The organism is Stenotrophomonas genospecies 5 (assembly GCF_054473825.1).
Window position 1 is genome coordinate 149084 of record NZ_JBTMUW010000004.1, and the last position, 14362, is coordinate 163445.

The 14362-nt window shown below is 67.5% G+C and carries 20 protein-coding genes; 3 read left to right on the forward strand and 17 right to left on the reverse strand.

The window, feature by feature from the left end; translation table 11 throughout:
• From ACX9OW_RS19780 to ACX9OW_RS19835, 12 genes are all read right to left on the reverse strand, one after another.
• Window positions 1–270 (reverse strand): HPr family phosphocarrier protein, encoded by a 270-nt coding sequence (locus ACX9OW_RS19780; protein WP_053519412.1) that lies wholly within the window; start codon window positions 268–270, stop codon window positions 1–3.
• The gene (locus tag ACX9OW_RS19785; protein ID WP_065174531.1) at window positions 263–655 is read right to left on the reverse strand and encodes a PTS sugar transporter subunit IIA; all 393 of its coding nucleotides are present in this window, start codon (window positions 653–655) and stop codon (window positions 263–265) included. The genes ACX9OW_RS19780 and ACX9OW_RS19785 overlap by 8 nt, the downstream gene beginning before the upstream one ends.
• 136 nt (window positions 656–791) lie before the next feature.
• Window positions 792–1676, reverse strand: coding sequence for an RNase adapter RapZ (rapZ, locus tag ACX9OW_RS19790; RefSeq protein ID WP_053519414.1), 885 nt, complete (start codon window positions 1674–1676; stop codon window positions 792–794).
• Window positions 1677–1703: 27 nt separating this feature from the next.
• Window positions 1704–2654 (reverse strand): HPr(Ser) kinase/phosphatase, encoded by a 951-nt coding sequence (hprK, locus tag ACX9OW_RS19795; protein WP_053519415.1) that lies wholly within the window; start codon window positions 2652–2654, stop codon window positions 1704–1706.
• Window positions 2651–3103: a PTS sugar transporter subunit IIA gene (locus ACX9OW_RS19800; protein ID WP_053519416.1), complete on the reverse strand. Its 453-nt coding sequence runs from the start codon at window positions 3101–3103 to the stop codon at window positions 2651–2653. Before ACX9OW_RS19800 ends, hprK begins: the two co-directional genes overlap by 4 nt.
• A 21-nt stretch (window positions 3104–3124) precedes the next feature.
• Complete coding sequence (gene hpf, locus ACX9OW_RS19805) at window positions 3125–3442, reverse strand: ribosome hibernation-promoting factor, HPF/YfiA family (protein WP_005415556.1); 318 nt, start codon at window positions 3440–3442, stop codon at window positions 3125–3127.
• 58 nt (window positions 3443–3500) lie between these two features.
• The gene (locus ACX9OW_RS19810; RefSeq protein WP_277381465.1) at window positions 3501–4925 is read right to left on the reverse strand and encodes an RNA polymerase factor sigma-54; all 1425 of its coding nucleotides are present in this window, start codon (window positions 4923–4925) and stop codon (window positions 3501–3503) included.
• Window positions 4926–4965: 40 nt separating this feature from the next.
• Window positions 4966–5685 (reverse strand): LPS export ABC transporter ATP-binding protein, encoded by a 720-nt coding sequence (gene lptB / locus ACX9OW_RS19815; RefSeq protein ID WP_065174533.1) that lies wholly within the window; start codon window positions 5683–5685, stop codon window positions 4966–4968.
• Window positions 5685–6218: a lipopolysaccharide transport periplasmic protein LptA gene (gene lptA, locus ACX9OW_RS19820; protein ID WP_065174534.1), complete on the reverse strand. Its 534-nt coding sequence runs from the start codon at window positions 6216–6218 to the stop codon at window positions 5685–5687. The genes lptB and lptA overlap by 1 nt, the downstream gene beginning before the upstream one ends.
• 105 nt (window positions 6219–6323) lie before the next feature.
• Window positions 6324–6899: an LPS export ABC transporter periplasmic protein LptC gene (lptC, locus tag ACX9OW_RS19825; protein ID WP_053519420.1), complete on the reverse strand. Its 576-nt coding sequence runs from the start codon at window positions 6897–6899 to the stop codon at window positions 6324–6326.
• Window positions 6896–7444 (reverse strand): KdsC family phosphatase, encoded by a 549-nt coding sequence (locus tag ACX9OW_RS19830; protein WP_459062724.1) that lies wholly within the window; start codon window positions 7442–7444, stop codon window positions 6896–6898. Before ACX9OW_RS19830 ends, lptC begins: the two co-directional genes overlap by 4 nt.
• A gap of 66 nt (window positions 7445–7510) precedes the next feature.
• The gene (locus tag ACX9OW_RS19835; protein WP_065174535.1) at window positions 7511–8512 is read right to left on the reverse strand and encodes a KpsF/GutQ family sugar-phosphate isomerase; all 1002 of its coding nucleotides are present in this window, start codon (window positions 8510–8512) and stop codon (window positions 7511–7513) included.
• 54 nt (window positions 8513–8566) lie between these two features.
• Here ACX9OW_RS19835 and ACX9OW_RS19840 point away from each other — a divergent pair, with 54 nt between their 5' ends.
• Genes ACX9OW_RS19840 through ACX9OW_RS19850 form a run of 3 tightly spaced genes read left to right on the forward strand, consistent with a single transcriptional unit; the run spans window position 8567 to window position 10399 of the window.
• On the forward strand, window positions 8567–8797 hold the full coding sequence (locus ACX9OW_RS19840) for a BolA family protein (protein ID WP_053519423.1): 231 nt from the start codon (window positions 8567–8569) through the stop codon (window positions 8795–8797).
• Window positions 8798–8819: 22 nt separating this feature from the next.
• Window positions 8820–10091 carry a UDP-N-acetylglucosamine 1-carboxyvinyltransferase gene (gene murA / locus ACX9OW_RS19845; RefSeq protein WP_053519424.1) on the forward strand — a complete coding sequence of 424 codons (1272 nt, stop codon included), beginning with the start codon at window positions 8820–8822 and terminating at the stop codon, window positions 10089–10091.
• A complete protein-coding gene (locus ACX9OW_RS19850) occupies window positions 10088–10399 on the forward strand; it encodes a hypothetical protein (protein ID WP_053519425.1) in 312 nt (103 codons plus the stop codon). The genes murA and ACX9OW_RS19850 overlap by 4 nt, the downstream gene beginning before the upstream one ends.
• 86 nt (window positions 10400–10485) lie before the next feature.
• Here ACX9OW_RS19850 and ACX9OW_RS19855 read toward each other — a convergent pair whose 3' ends face one another.
• The 5 genes from ACX9OW_RS19855 to purM form a co-directional block, all read right to left on the reverse strand.
• Window positions 10486–11169 carry a DUF3108 domain-containing protein gene (locus tag ACX9OW_RS19855; RefSeq protein WP_053519426.1) on the reverse strand — a complete coding sequence of 228 codons (684 nt, stop codon included), beginning with the start codon at window positions 11167–11169 and terminating at the stop codon, window positions 10486–10488.
• Window positions 11170–11171: 2 nt separating this feature from the next.
• Entirely contained in the window at window positions 11172–11984 is an 813-nt protein-coding gene (locus ACX9OW_RS19860; protein ID WP_065174536.1) for a DUF3108 domain-containing protein, read from the reverse strand.
• Between the two features lie 67 nt (window positions 11985–12051).
• Window positions 12052–12711 carry a phosphoribosylglycinamide formyltransferase gene (gene purN, locus ACX9OW_RS19865; protein ID WP_445393800.1) on the reverse strand — a complete coding sequence of 220 codons (660 nt, stop codon included), beginning with the start codon at window positions 12709–12711 and terminating at the stop codon, window positions 12052–12054.
• Window positions 12712–12730: 19 nt separating this feature from the next.
• On the reverse strand, window positions 12731–13219 hold the full coding sequence (locus ACX9OW_RS19870; RefSeq protein ID WP_053519429.1) for a hypothetical protein: 489 nt from the start codon (window positions 13217–13219) through the stop codon (window positions 12731–12733).
• Window positions 13220–13238: 19 nt separating this feature from the next.
• On the reverse strand, window positions 13239–14297 hold the full coding sequence (purM, locus tag ACX9OW_RS19875) for a phosphoribosylformylglycinamidine cyclo-ligase (RefSeq protein WP_053519430.1): 1059 nt from the start codon (window positions 14295–14297) through the stop codon (window positions 13239–13241).
• Window positions 14298–14362: the final 65 nt, after the last annotated feature.

The following is a 14362-nucleotide window of genomic DNA, read 5'->3' on the forward strand; positions in this document are numbered from 1 at the left end:
TCAGCTGTCCTCGTCGAAGCGGCGTTCGAACAGGTCGACCACCGCGTCCATCGCGGCGGCTTCGTCTTCGCCACTGATGCGCACGGTGACCGGGGTGCCCTGGCCGGCAGCGAGCAGCATCACGCCCATGATGCTCTTGGCGTTGATCTCGCGGCCCTTGGCAGCCATGGTCACGTTGCACCGGAACGGTGCCAGGGTCTGCACCAGCTTGGCGGTGGCCCGGGCATGCAGGCCCAGGCGGTTGCTGACGGTGAGTTCTCGTTCAAGCATCGTCGACTATCGCTCCATTACGGGTACCCGCCGCAGCGGTGGCGGGCAGTTGATCCAGTGCCTGTTCCGGATAATTCATCACCCGCAGCAACATCGGCAGGCTCAGCGCCGACACCCGGCGAACCGGGGTCCCCAGCCGGGCCAGCTGCCCGGCAAGGTTGGCGGGGCTGGCGCCGTACAGGTCGGTCAGGATCAGCACGCCTTCTCCACCATCTACCCGCCGCAGCGCGGCCGAGGCGAGGGGGAGCAGAGCATCCAGGTCTGCGTCGAACGGTACTTCGAAAGCTTCGGTCTTCAACGGCAGCTGCCGCAGGAGCCGGGTCGCCACGTCAAGCAGGGCGGCGCCGACCCCGGGATGTGTTACGAGGAGAATGCCACAGGTCATTACTGCACGTTAACAGGTCAAGGTGAATTGGCGATAGCCGCAGATGAGGGGCACTGTGTCCCGTATTCAGCGTCCCCCGCCTGCCGGCCCATGCCGCCTCTCCGCGGGGCGGTCGGGCGCACCCCGGCCGGGCCTCTCAATCCTGCTCGCGGTGATAGGTGGCCACGTCTTCCCAGCCCATTTCGCGGGCATGCCGGGCCATCCGTTCGGCCAGATAGACCGAGCGGTGCTTGCCGCCGGTGCAGCCGAAGGCCACGGTCACGTAGCTGCGTGTGCCGTCGCCCAGCTTCGGCAGCCAGGTGTCGAGAAAACCCATCAGCTGTGCGAGGTAGCACTGCACGTCCGGCTGGGCTTCCAGGTAGTCGCGCACGCCCGGCTCGCGGCCACTGAGCGCACGCAGCTCGGGATCCCAGTGCGGATTGGGCAGCACCCGCGCATCGAAGACGAAATCCGCTTCGGCAGGCACGCCACGTTTGTAGGCGAACGATTCGAACAGCAGCGACAGGCGGGTTGCGTGGTCCAGCGTGAATTCGGTGATGATGCGGCGGCGCAGCTGGTGCACGTTGAGCGCGCTGGTGTCGATGATGGCGTCGGCCTCCTGGCGCAGCGGTGCGATCAGTTCGCGCTCGCGGGCGATCGCTTCCGGCAATGACAGACCGAGCTGGCTGAGTGGATGGCGGCGACGGGTGTCGGCATAGCGCTTGAGCACCGCCTCGTCGCTGGCTTCAAAGAACAGCACCTTGGTTTCCACGCCAGCATCGGTGGCCAGTTGCCGCCAGTTGGCCAGCTGGCTCAGGTCGGCCTGGCCGCGCACGTCGATGCCGACCGCCAGCCGGCGCGGCGCGGCGCCGTCATGGTGGGCCAGCAGGCTGCGCACGAAGTCCGGCAGCAGCTGGATCGGCAGGTTGTCCGAGCAGTAGTAGTCCTGGTCCTCGAACGTCTTCAGGGCGACGGATTTACCCGAGCCGGACAGGCCGCTGACGATGATCAGGGTCGGGGCGGTGGGGGCAGCGGTGCTCATGGACAGACTCTTCGAAGGCCAGGGAAATCAGGGTGTTCGCCGTTCCAGCAGGTTGCTGTGGCGCGCGATGAACATCGCGGCCGGATCGATGCCCTTGGTCCGCAGGATATGCAGGCGGGTGGCCGCCTCGGTCAGCACGGCCAGGTTGCGGCCGGGCATCACCGGCAGCGTGATCAGCGGCACGTCCAGGTCCAGCACATGGCGGGTACCGGAATCGCCGGTCAGGCGTTCGTAGCCATGCGGAGTGGGCTCGGTCATCGGCTTGGTCAGGTGGACGATCAGCCGAAGGTACTTGTTCTTCTTTACAGCCGTGTCGCCGAACATCTCGCGCACGTTCAGCACGCCCAGGCCGCGTACTTCCAGCAGGTCCTGCAGCAGTTCCGGGCAGGTGCCGTCGAGCACGTCCGGCGCGATCTGGGTGAATTCAGGTGCATCATCGGCCACCAGGCGGTGGCCACGGCTGAGCAGTTCCAGCGCCAGCTCGCTCTTGCCCGACCCGGCTTCGCCGGTGATCAGCACGCCGATGGAGTAGATCTCCATGAACACGCCGTGCAGGATCACGCGCGGCGCCAGCGTGCGTGCCAGGTGGTAGGACAGATGATTGAGCAGTTCGTGGCCGCGCTTGGGAGATACCCACAGCGGCGTGCCCGACTCGTCGGCGGCCGCGCGCAGGTCTTCCGGACAGGGCTGGTTGCGGGTAATCACCAGCGCCAGCGGGTGCGACTGCATGAGCTTTTCGATCGTCTCCCAGCGCTGGCGCGGTTCCAGCGCGTCCAGCCAGGACAGTTCCTCGGTGCCCAGGATCTGCACCTTGTTGGGGTAGATCGCATTGAGGTAGCCCGCCAGCGAGGGCCGGCGGGAGACGGTGTTGCCGGCCTCGAGCTCGCGCTTCTCGCCGGATTTTCCCGCCACCCAGCGCAGGCCCAGGCGTTCGCGCTGCTGTTCGAACAGTTCGCGTGCGGTGATGCTGGTATTCATGCGGCACTCGCCGGGGGCGTGAGATCCAGGGCCTGACGCAGTGCCCGCGCGTCGCCGGCGGCGCGCAGCGCCTCGCGGATGGCGGGGGCGGAGAACAGTTCGGCCAGTTCGGACAGCAGCATCAGGTGCTGATGGGTGTAGTGGGCCGGAACGGCCATCGCGAACACCAGGTCGACCGGCTCGTCGCCCCCGAAGTCGACGGGGGTCTCCAGTCGCAGCAGGGCGCCGCGTGGGCGGTCCAGGGTCGGCGCGCGGCCATGCGGAATGGCGATGCCGCAACCGATCGCGGTGCTGCCCAGCGCCTCACGCTGGCACAGGTTCAGATAGATCTGTTCGGCATTGGCCTGGCGGCAGGCCAGCAACCCGGCCGCGGCCTTGAGGACGCTGTCGCGGTCGGTGGCCGTGCAGAGCTGGGTCTGCACGGCCGCCAGGAGGTCAGTCAGGGGCATGTCTGCGGGGAACGGTGGCGATCAGCCGCCATTGTCACCCACCGGCAGCGGTGCGTGCTGCTGTTTTTTCTCCTTGTGCTTGATCACCAGGCGGTCAAGCTTGTCCGCCAGCAGGTCGATCGCGGCATACATGGTCTGGCCGCCGGCCTCGGCGTGCAGGGTCTGGCCGGGAATGTTGAGGCTGGCGTCGACGTGGTGTTCGGTCTTCTGCAGCTTGAGGGTCACCCGCGCTTCGCAGTGCTGGTCGAAGTGCTTTCCGATCCGGGCCAGCTTCTCCTCTACATAGGACTGCAGGGCCGGGGTGACTTCGACGTCTTTGCCAAACGTTTCGATGCGCATCGGGTTTCTCCTGTGTTCGGATGTGCCAATGAACCTCTCCGCCGGGCGCGGCGGTGCGTCAAGCGATTCTGACCCTTTCGTGCGAGGCGGAAATGTTCATGGCTTCACGATACTTCGCCACGGTGCGTCGCGCCACTGGAATTCCCGACGATTTGAGCAGGTCAGCCAGCTTGGCGTCAGAAAGGGGCTTGCGCGGGTTTTCGTCATCGATCAGGCGCCGGATCATCGCCTGGATGGCGGTGCTGGATGCCTCACCGCCGCCTTCGGTATCGATGCCCGACGCGAAGAAGGCGCGCAGCGGCAGGGTGCCGCGTGGGGTCCGGACATGCTTGCGGGCGATCGCCCGCGAAATGGTGGATTCGTGCAGGCCCAGTTCGGCGGCGATCTCACGCAGGGTGAGCGGGCGCAGTGCCTGTTCGCCGAACTCCAGGAAGCCGGACTGCTGCAGGATCAGGCAGCGCACCACCCGCAGCAGGGTCTCGCCACGCTGCTGCAGACCTTTCAGCAGCCAGCGCGCCTCCTGCAGCTGGGCGCGCAGGTAGCCGGCGTCGGCCTCACCGCAGCGGCGGATCATCTGTTCGTAACCGCGGTGGATGACCACCTTCGGCCCGGCATGGCCGGCCAGCGCGGCGCGCCACACGCCGTTCTGCCGCCAGACGACTACGTCCGGCACCACGTAGGTGTCCTGCGACAGCGGCGCGATCTGGGTGCCCGGGCGCGGGTCCAGCGACCGCAGCAGGGCCACGGCGGTCTCGACATCGGCCAGGGGCTGCCGGAGTTCGTGCGCCAGCCCAACCACGCCGCTGCGCGGCAGCCGCTCCAGCGGCCCGGCAGCGACCTGGCGTGCCAGGGCAAGGCCGGGTGTGTCGGCCGCCAGTACGTCCAGTTGCAGCTGCAGGCATTCGCCCAAGCTGCGTGCCGCTACTCCGACCGGATCGAAGCGCTGGATCTGGTGCAGTACGGTGAGGATCTCGTCCCCGCCGGCGTGGATCGCCGGCAGCAGGGTCTCGGCGATGGTGGACAGCGGTTCGCGCAGGTAGCCATCGTCGTCCAGGGCGTCGATCAGGGCAGCCCCGATGCTGCGGTCGCGTGCGGACAGATGCGACAGGTGCAGCTGCCACAGCAGGTGGTCGGCCAGGGTCTCGGTTTCGGCCACGCGTTCGGCGGCGCTGCCGCTGTCGTCATCGTCGTCGAAGCTGCCGCCGCTGCCGGCGGTGCTCCAGTCCGGTTCGGCCGATGCCCAGTCGTCCTCCTGGCCGGCGTCGGTGCGTTCGGGCGGGGCGTCATCGCCGTTGCCATCGTCGCCGGCAGCGGCATCGCTCTCGTTACCCTCGGCCCAGTCCAGCAGCGGATTGCTCTCCACCGCCTGGGCGATCTCCAGTTCCAGCTCGGTGCTGGACATCTGCAGCAGCTTGATCGCCTGCTGCAGCTGGGGCGTGAGCACCAGCTGCTGTCCCAACGATGTCTGCAGCCGAGTCTTCATGCCTGTGCCGAAGAGGGGGAATGGAACCCGGCAGCTGCGGTCACAGCTTGAACGAGTCCCCAAGGTAGACGCGACGTACGTCGGCATTGTCCAGGATCGATTCCGGCGAACCCTGGGCCAGTACGGTGCCCTCGGCGAGGATATACGCGCGGTCGCAGATTCCCAAGGTCTCGCGCACGTTGTGGTCGGTGATCAGCACACCGATGCCGCGCTGCTTGAGGTGGGTGACGATGCGCTGGATCTCGCCGACCGAGATCGGATCGACACCGGCAAACGGTTCGTCGAGCAGGATCAGCCGGGGTTGCGCCGCCAGCGCGCGGGCGATTTCGCAGCGGCGGCGCTCGCCGCCGGACAGGCTGGCGCCAAGCTGTTCGGACACATGGCCCAGCTGCAGTTCGTCCAGCAGGCTGCTCAACTCGCGCTCGCGGCCCGCCGAGTCCAGATCCTCGCGCAGTTCCAGCACCAGGCGGATGTTGTCGGCCACGGTCAGCTTGCGGAACACCGAAGGCTCCTGCGGCAGGTAGCCCACGCCCTGCTTGGCACGGGTGTACATCGGATCGCCGGTGATGTCCTTGCCATCGAGCACGATGCTGCCGGCATCGGCGGCAACCAGGCCGACGATCATGTAGAAGCAGGTGGTCTTGCCGGCACCGTTGGGGCCGAGCAGGCCGACCACTTCGCCCGCTTCGAGGGTGAGCCCGAAGTCCTTGACGACCTCACGTTGCTTATAGCGCTTGCGCAGGCCCTTGGCGACGAGCATTACTTCCGGCTCCCGGCCGGCTGCGCCGGCGTGGTGGTGGCGGCAGGCGTCTTGTTCTTGGGCGGGATAACGGTGCGCACGCGGCTGCCGTCGCCGCCGGAGTTCATCTCGCCGGTACGGGTGTTGTAGACCATGCGCTGGCCGGCGTTGGTGCCGCGCGCGCTGGTGACCTTGTAGTTGCCGGTGAGGGTGATGATCTCGGTCTTGATGTCGTAGTCGATGCGGTCGGCGAGCGCATCCATCCAGGTGCCGTCATCGAGCTGCTGCTTCAACTTCGCCTGCTTGCCGGTGAACACCACACGCACCGGCTCGCCGTCCTTGAGATAGATCTCCGCTTCGGACGAGCGCAGGTCCAGCGTGCCCTGGGTGATGATCACGCCCTGCGACAGCACGGTTTTGCCGTCGCCGGTGAGCATGCCGTTCTGTGCACCGGCATCGATGTTCATGGGCTCGTTGCGGTCGGTCGACTTCGCCTGCGCGAGGGCGGGGACAAGAAGACTGAGTGCGAGCATGGCTGCAAAGGGGATCTTCATCGGGGTCCGTTCTGCCGGTGGTGGCTGCCCGGTCAGGAGGGCAGCAGCGGGTGGGGGCTGCCGGCGCCGCGCCTGTCCAGGGACGTCGCGGGCCGGGCGGCGGAATCAGCGTCTGGGCGTGTAGCGACCCTTGGACTGGCTGAGGAAATGATACGTGTTGTTCTTCGAATCCACCTCGAACCCGACGCCGGACTGCTCCATGCCGGGGCGGGTCATGGTCACCAGGGCGTCGGTCCGGGCCCGGCTCTCCTTGGGGAACACGTCCAGGTGGTCGGTGCGGAAGGTGGTCGGCACGACGCCGGGGGCAGCCGGACTGTCACCCGCCACCTTGCCGCGCAGCTTCAGTTCGTCACCCTTGGCGCTCAGCCAGCCGGTCTCCGCGCGCAGTGTCCAGTGCCTGCCGTCCTTGTCGGGCATCTCGAACAGTGGCGTGGCGATGTTGATGGTCTGGTCGCCGCGCTGCCGCTCCAGCCGCGGCGCGCGCAGGGTGGTCGATTCCTTGCCCTGCTCGTCCAGGGCGACGATCTGGAAGTCGTGCAGGATGTAATCCACGCCGACTTCCTGGCCGCTCTGGGCCGGGCCCTTGTCGCGGTTGCGCAGCGCGGCCCAGCTGCTGAGCAGGGCCGCCAGCAGCAGGCCGATGCCGAGCACGGTGCGCCAGTTCACGGTCGGTGCGTTCATGCGCCATACCTCGCCAGGACCGACGCGACATGACCCTGCGCGGCCAGCAGAACGTCGCACAGCTCACGCGCCGCGCCGCGCCCGCCTTCGGAACGGGTCTGCCAGTGCACGCGTTCGGCGATCCACGGATGGGCATTGGCCGGCGCCACGGCCAGGCCGACCGCACCCAGGGGCGCCAGATCCGGCAGGTCATCGCCAAGGAAGGCGACCTGTTCCAGGCCGATGCCGCGCTGGGCACACAGAGCCTGCACGCTGGCCAGCTTGTCGCCCACGGCGATGTGGGTATCAATGCCGAGATCGGCACCGCGCCTGAGCGCGGACTGGCTGTTGCGCGCGGTGATCAGCACGGGGTGGATGCCGTGCTGCTGCAGCAGTTTCAGGCCCAGGCCATCCTGCACGAAATACGCCTTGCTCTCGTTGCCGTCCTGGTCGTAGTACAGCCGACCGTCGGTGAGGGTGCCGTCCACGTCGAAGCAGGCCATGCGGATCCGCGCCGCAGCGGCATGCAGGTGGGCGGGGAAGGCGGACAGGGGGGACCAGGGCATCAGGACGTTGAACTCGATCAGGGCAGGTGTGGGGTTACAGACTGAATGGGGTCTACGGACTGTCGGTTAAACCACCCGGGCCCGCAACAGGTCATGAATGTTCAGGGCGCCGACGGCGCGGCCCTGGTCATCGACCACGATCAGGCCGTTGATCTGCTGGGTTTCCATCTGGCGGGCGGCCTCCACCGCCAACTGGTCGGCTCCGATGGTGCGGGGGTTGCGCGTCATCACATCGGCGATCTTTGCCGTGCGCACGTCCAGCGCACTGTCCAGTGCCCGGCGCAGGTCACCGTCAGTGAACAGGCCGATCAGCACGCCCTCGGCATCGACCACGGCGGTCATGCCCAGGCGCTTGCGGCTCATCTCCACCAGGGCCTCGCTGAGGCTGGCGCCGGCATCGACCTTGGGCAGATCGGCACCGGTATGCATGACGTCGGTGATATGCAGCAGCAGGCGACGGCCAAGGCTGCCGGCCGGATGCGAGCGGGCGAAATCGTCAGCGGTGAAGCCGCGCGCATCCAGCAGGGCCACCGCCAGCGCGTCGCCCATCGCCAGCGAGGCGGTGGTGCTCGAGGTCGGAGCCAGCGCCAGCGGGCAGGCCTCGGCCGGCACGCTGACGTCCAGGTGGACGTCGGCGGCGGTCGCCAGGCTGGACTGCGGGCGGCCGGTCATGGAGATCAGCACGTTGCCCTGGCGCTTGAGCACGGGCAGCAGCATCAGCACTTCGTCCGATTCGCCCGAATAGGACAGGGCCAGCACCACGTCGGCTTCGGTGATCATGCCCAGGTCGCCATGGCCGGCCTCGCCCGGGTGCACGTAGAACGCCGGGGTACCGGTGGACGCCAGGGTTGCGGCGATCTTGCGCGCCACATGGCCTGACTTGCCCATGCCGGTGGCGACCACCCGCCCGCGGCTGCCCAGGATCACCTGGCAGGCCTTCTGGAACGGCTCGCCCAGGCGCTCGGCGACCGCCTGCAGTGCCTGCTGCTCGATCTCGAACACGCGGCGGCCGCTGGCCACCAGGGCGGCCGGCTCGACGGAACGGGGGGGCGGGAGGGACTCGGCCATGCGGACGCCACGCAGCGGAAGTAGAATGAGGGTTCATTTTATTAGGAAAGCCCGTTGGACGCCGACACCATCCGCAACCTGATCGAAACCGGCCTGCCTGGCGCCCGCGCCGATGTGCGGGGCGACGATGGCGTGCATTTCGAAGCGACCGTGGTCTGCGACGCCTTTGCCGGCAAGATGCCGCTGGCCCGCCACCGCATGGTCTATGCCACGCTGGGCGACCTGATGGGCGGCGCGATCCACGCGCTGGCGCTGAAAACCGTGACCCCGGCCGAAGCCGGCTGAACCGCAGAAGATCCCGAACCCCATGGCCAAGATCGTTGTGACCGGCGGCGCTGCGCTGCACGGTGAAGTGAGCATCTCCGGCGCCAAGAACGCCGTCCTCCCCATCCTCTGCGCGACCCTGCTGGCCGATGAGCCGGTGGAGATCACCAACGTGCCCCACCTGCACGATGTGGTCACCACGGTGAAGCTGCTGGGCGAACTGGGCGCCAAGGTCACCATCGACCAGGGCACGCTGTCGCGCGGCAGCGCGATCGTGGTCGACCCGCGTGCGGTGAACCAGCATGTGGCGCCGTACGAACTGGTCAAGACCATGCGTGCGTCGATCCTGGTGCTGGGTCCGCTGCTGGCCCGTTTCGGTGCGGCCGAAGTGTCGCTGCCCGGTGGCTGTGCCATCGGCTCGCGTCCGGTCGACCAGCACATCAAGGGCCTGCAGGCGCTTGGTGCCGACATCGTGGTCGAGAACGGATTCATCAAGGCTTCGGCCAAGCGCTTGAAGGGTGGCCACTTCACCTTCGACATGGTGAGCGTGACCGGGACCGAGAACGTGCTGATGGGCGCGGTGCTGGCCGAAGGCACCACCATCCTCGACAACTGCGCGATGGAGCCGGAGGTGACCGATCTGGCCCATTGCCTGATCGCTCTGGGTGCGAAGATCGAAGGCCTCGGCACCGCCCGCCTGGTGATCGAAGGCGTGGAGCGCCTCTCCGGTGGCCGTCATGAAGTGCTGCCCGACCGCATCGAGACCGGCACCTTCCTGGTGGCCGCCGCGATGACCGGCGGCAAGGTCACGGTCAACCGTGCACGTCCGAACACCATGGACGCGGTGCTGTCCAAGCTGGTCGAGGCGGGTGCCCGGATCGAGACCACCGAGGACAGCATCACCCTGGACATGCAGGGCAAGCGGCCGAAGGCGGTGAACCTGACCACCGCGCCGTATCCGGCATTCCCGACCGACATGCAGGCGCAGTTCATGGCGCTCAACTGCGTGGCCGACGGCGTCGGCGTGATCAACGAAACGATCTTCGAGAACCGTTTCATGCACGTCAACGAGCTGCTGCGCCTGGGCGCGGACATCCAGGTCGAAGGCCATACCGCGATCGTGCGTGGCAGCGAGCACCTGAGCGGCGCGCCGGTCATGGCCACCGACCTGCGTGCATCGGCATCGCTGATCCTGGCCGGCCTGATGGCCAGCGGCGATACCACCATCGATCGCATCTACCACCTCGATCGCGGCTACGAGAACATCGAAGAGAAGCTGTCTTCGCTCGGTGCCACCATCCGGCGCGTGCCATGATCCTTCGCGGAAAATTCAGCCCGCGTCGCAAGGCGCTGCTGGCGCTGGTGCTGATCGTGCTGGCGTGGCTGGGATATGCCTGGTACGCCGATATCGCCATCACCCGCGGCATCGAGCAGAAGGACATGGACTGGAACGGTGACGGCACGGTATCGCGTGACGAGATCATCCAGTCGTTCTATGCCGTGTCGGTGAACGACAGCCAGGAAGGCAACCGCCATTGCCGCACGTTCGTCTGGCGCGGAAGCGGTGAGCAGATCCGGGTGGACTGCCGCACCGAGTTCAAACCGGCCGAAGAGAAGAAATGAAAAACGCCCGCGCAAGCGGGCGTTTTCCTTGTGCGGGGCCGGGGTCAGAGCCCATCCCCGAGGGGATGGGATCCGACCCCCGGCACTCAGTTCATCGATCGGATGGTCAGGTCCAGCGCGTCGCGGCCGCTTTCCCGCTGCAGCATGCGCGCCGGCACCGGAAACTCCGGCACGATCCAGGCGATCAGCTCCTTGTTGCCATCGGCACGCGACACCTTGGTCGCCTCGTAGCTCTTGCCGCCCACGGTGATCGATTCCTTGCCGATCACACGGTAGGTCATGTTCTTGATCCGGCCCTCGTCGACCATGCGGTAGGTCAACGGCTTGCCGGCTGCCAGGTCGCGGGCGATGGCCAGATTGATCAGCAGCGCATCCATGTCGCCGGCCTTCAGGGCGATCGGTCCGGCGCGGTCCGGCTTGATGTCGCCGGTCCAGGTGGCCTGGTTGCTGGTCCAGTTGTAGTTGGCCTGCACGTTGCGCTTCTTCACCAGCAGCGCCGAGCGGTCCTGGCTGCTGAGCGGACGCAGCTGGCCGCGCACTTCCTCGAACACGGTGCTCTGGCTCAGGTCGGCCAGCTGGTTTTTCACCTGCAGGCTGTAGCGCCACTTGTTGCTGCCTTCACTGGCCAGCGTCATGGTGCCGTTGGCCTGCATGCCCATGTAGCTGGCCAGATAGTCGGCCTTGAACGGCTCCAGGGCCATCGCCGGCAGGCTGGCCATCGACAGGGTGGCAGCGGCGATCCACGTCAGGGGGCGGGACAGGGTGTTCATGCTCAGACTCCTTGGTATTCGATCAGGCGGAGATCGACGCGGTCTTCGCCATCTTCGCGTTGCAGGATGCGCACCGGGGTGGGGACACCGTTGGCGATCCAGAGAATGGTTTCGTTGTTGCCGCCGTTGCTGCGGTATACCCGCAGCGCGTTGTAGGACAGGTCGCCGACCTCGACGTTCTCGGTCTGCGGCGCGGCCTGGTAGTCGTGCTGGCGCACCTTGCCCATGTCGACGTAGCGGTAGTGCATGGCCACGCCCGGGCGGGCATCACGCATGATCGCCAGGTTGATCAGCAGGGCGCTCTGATCGCCGGCCTGCAGCGGAATGGGCTGCGCGCGATCCTTTTTCACATCGCCGGTCCACTGCGCGGTGCCGGCCTGCCAGTTATAGGTGCCGACGGCCTTCTTGCCCAGGAACAGGCCCTTGCGCACCGTGCTCTGGCTCAGCGGCGCATAGACGCCGCCGCGCTCCTCGAACACCGTGCTCTGCTCGATGTTCAGGCCGAGCACACTGGCAAAGCCGCGGCGGCCCACCACCTGCATGTCCACCCGCCACTGGTTGCCGCCGGTATGGGTGACCTGCATGGTGGCATCGCCGGCTTCCTTGCCCTTGTAGAAGGCCTGGTAGGTAGCGGTGAACGGTTGCAGCGGCGGCGGTTCCCAGGCCAGCGCGGGCAGCATGGGCACGGCCGGTGCGGCCGGGGCCTGCGACGGAGCTGCCGGGTCGGCAGAGGGCTGTGCCTGGCCCCAGCCCACGCCAGGCAACACGGCAAGCGACAACAGCAGGGGCGTGCACAGCAGCGTCGTGGTCTTCATGGGGGACAGGGGCCGCAGGAGTGGGGCAGGATGCCAGCCCCGCAGTCAGCGGGGCGTGTGCAGAACGTTATCGGTTCAGGTTTCCGGCGGAATCTAGGGCCAGCGGCCTAAACAGGGGGTGACCGTCGAGGATCGCCTGTCCTTCCCGTTCAGCCAGCCGGCCATCGCACAGCAGCTGCAGGCTGGCGATCAGCAGCGGGTGTTCCACCGCCAGCACGCGCTCGGCAAGGGTCTGTGCATCGTCGCCTGCCAGCACCGGCACGCGCGCCTGCGCCAGCACCGTACCCGCGTCCAGCTCCGGCACTACCAGATGCACGCTTGCGCCATGCTCGGCATCGCCGGCTTCCAGCGCCCGGGCGTGCGTATGCAGGCCCTTGTACAGCGGCAGCAGCGACGGGTGGATGTTGACCAGGCGACCGTTGAAGCGCTGCACGAAGCCAGCGCCGAGAATGCGCATGTAGCCGGCGCAGACGATCCAGTCCGGGGCGGAGGCGGCAACCGCGTCGCCCAGGGCCAGCTCGTAGGCGGCACGATCGCTGAATTCCTTCGGTGCATGCGCCCAGCGCCGGGAAGGATCGACCCGCTGCAGGGCCGCGGCATCGGGGCGGTCGGAGAACACGCCCACTACGTCGGCCGGCAGGCGGCCCGATGCGATGGCATCCAGGATGGCCTGCAGGTTGCTGCCGCGCCCGGAGGCGAGCACGGCGATGCGGCGGGGTGCGTTCATTACCGGCAACCCAGGCGGCTCAAACGCTTGCCGACGGAGTGTCGAACACGGCTTTCACCTGGGGGCGGAGCAGGGCGATCAGGGTGAACACCCCCAGCACCGTGCCCACCGGGGTGAACAGGCAGGACAGGCCCGCGACCACCAGGCACAGCACGTAACGGCGGCGCTGCGCCAGGCAGCGCCCGGCGTAGGCGACGAAGGCCCCCAGGGTGACGCCGCCCACCACGATCACGCTGCCGATGATGGTGAACATCCAGCCGAACATCCGCTGCTCGGCGGGCGATGAGGGCTGCCCCTCCGAGCTCAGCGGCAATGCCCCGGTCAGGGCGCTCACGCCCAGCACGATGTGGATGATGAAGATCAGCGAGAACAGTGCGATGAGCGCACCAACCACGTAGTGGCCGATGGACAGCGCCCGCAGATGGCTGGCGTCCTGCGGGCCGAATACGGGTGCCGTCAGCAGCGGCGGCGGCACCGGGTTCGAAGGGGATGGGGGCATTGCGTCCATGCGGGCTCCTCTGCAGGGGTCAGGCGATGCGGACGCGCTCGGCGCCTTCGGTGGTGACGACCTGGCCGATGGTCCAGTGATCCAGGCCCTGGGCGGTGACCGCGGCGGACACCGCCTCGACCTGGTCCGGCGCGACGATCAGCACGAAGCCGATGCCGCAGTTGAAGGTGCGCCACATTTCGCTGTCGGCGACCGCGCCTTCCTTCTGAAGCCACTGGAACACCGGCGGCAGCGTCCACGAGGCCGCCTGGATGTCCAGGCCGAGGCCGTCCGGGACCACCCGGATGATGTTCTCGGTCAGTCCGCCACCGGTGATGTGGGCCATGCCATGGATGGCATCGCCGTGCGACTTCAGCAGCGACAGGATCGGCTTGACGTACAACCGGGTCGGTGCCATCAGCGCGTCGACCAGCTTCACGCCGCCTTCCAGCTCAAGATCGGCCGGACGCCCGGCGCGGTCGTAGATGCGGCGGACCAGCGAGTAGCCGTTGGAGTGCGGGCCGGACGAGGCGATGCCGATCAGCACATCGCCGGCCGCCACGCTGGCGCCATCCTTCAGTTCGCTCTTTTCCACCGCGGCCACGGTGAAGCCGGCCAGATCGTACTCGCCCGGGGCATACATGTCGGGCATTTCAGCGGTCTCGCCGCCGATCAGTGCGCAGCCGGCCTCGGTGCAGCCGTTGGCGATGCCGCCCACGACCGCCGCGGCGGTATCCACGTCCAGCTTGCCGGTGGCGAAGTAGTCCAGGAAGAACAGCGGCTCGGCGCCCTGCACCAGCACGTCGTTCACGCACATCGCGACCAGATCGATGCCGATCGTATCGTGGCGGTTCAGCTGGTGGGCCAGCTTCAGCTTGGTGCCGACACCGTCGGTACCCGACACCAGCACCGGTTCGCGGTACTTGTTGGACAGGTCGAACAGGGCGCCGAAACCGCCCAGGCCGCCCATCACTTCCGGACGGAAGCTGCGCTTGACCAGGGGCTTGATCCGCTCGACCAGCTCGTTGCCGGCGTCGATGTCGACGCCCGCGTCACGGTAGGTGAGGGGGGAGGGGGCGGAAGACGGGGTGTTGGTCACGGGCGTCGGCGCTGGCAGGGGTTGAACGGGCGATTTTAACAGGCCGCATTGGCGCACAGGCCGTA

Bases quoted from the DNA above. Each gene is read 5' to 3' on its own strand.
- ACX9OW_RS19780 (WP_053519412.1), bottom strand. From the start codon at position 270: ATGCTTGAACGAGAACTCACCGTCAGCAACCGCCTGGGCCTGCATGCC.
- ACX9OW_RS19785 (WP_065174531.1), bottom strand. From the start codon at position 655: ATGACCTGTGGCATTCTCCTCGTAACACATCCCGGGGTCGGCGCCGCC.
- rapZ (WP_053519414.1), bottom strand. From the start codon at position 1,676: ATGAGCACCGCTGCCCCCACCGCCCCGACCCTGATCATCGTCAGCGGC.
- hprK (WP_053519415.1), bottom strand. From the start codon at position 2,654: ATGAATACCAGCATCACCGCACGCGAACTGTTCGAACAGCAGCGCGAA.
- ACX9OW_RS19800 (WP_053519416.1), bottom strand. From the start codon at position 3,103: ATGCCCCTGACTGACCTCCTGGCGGCCGTGCAGACCCAGCTCTGCACG.
- hpf (WP_005415556.1), bottom strand. From the start codon at position 3,442: ATGCGCATCGAAACGTTTGGCAAAGACGTCGAAGTCACCCCGGCCCTG.
- ACX9OW_RS19810 (WP_277381465.1), bottom strand. From the start codon at position 4,925: ATGAAGACTCGGCTGCAGACATCGTTGGGACAGCAGCTGGTGCTCACG.
- lptB (WP_065174533.1), bottom strand. From the start codon at position 5,685: ATGCTCGTCGCCAAGGGCCTGCGCAAGCGCTATAAGCAACGTGAGGTC.
- lptA (WP_065174534.1), bottom strand. From the start codon at position 6,218: ATGAAGATCCCCTTTGCAGCCATGCTCGCACTCAGTCTTCTTGTCCCC.
- lptC (WP_053519420.1), bottom strand. From the start codon at position 6,899: ATGAACGCACCGACCGTGAACTGGCGCACCGTGCTCGGCATCGGCCTG.
- ACX9OW_RS19830 (WP_459062724.1), bottom strand. From the start codon at position 7,444: ATGCCCTGGTCCCCCCTGTCCGCCTTCCCCGCCCACCTGCATGCCGCT.
- ACX9OW_RS19835 (WP_065174535.1), bottom strand. From the start codon at position 8,512: ATGGCCGAGTCCCTCCCGCCCCCCCGTTCCGTCGAGCCGGCCGCCCTG.
- murA (WP_053519424.1), top strand. From the start codon at position 8,820: ATGGCCAAGATCGTTGTGACCGGCGGCGCTGCGCTGCACGGTGAAGTG.
- ACX9OW_RS19850 (WP_053519425.1), top strand. From the start codon at position 10,088: ATGATCCTTCGCGGAAAATTCAGCCCGCGTCGCAAGGCGCTGCTGGCG.
- ACX9OW_RS19855 (WP_053519426.1), bottom strand. From the start codon at position 11,169: ATGAACACCCTGTCCCGCCCCCTGACGTGGATCGCCGCTGCCACCCTG.
- ACX9OW_RS19860 (WP_065174536.1), bottom strand. From the start codon at position 11,984: ATGAAGACCACGACGCTGCTGTGCACGCCCCTGCTGTTGTCGCTTGCC.
- purN (WP_445393800.1), bottom strand. From the start codon at position 12,711: ATGAACGCACCCCGCCGCATCGCCGTGCTCGCCTCCGGGCGCGGCAGC.
- ACX9OW_RS19870 (WP_053519429.1), bottom strand. From the start codon at position 13,219: ATGGACGCAATGCCCCCATCCCCTTCGAACCCGGTGCCGCCGCCGCTG.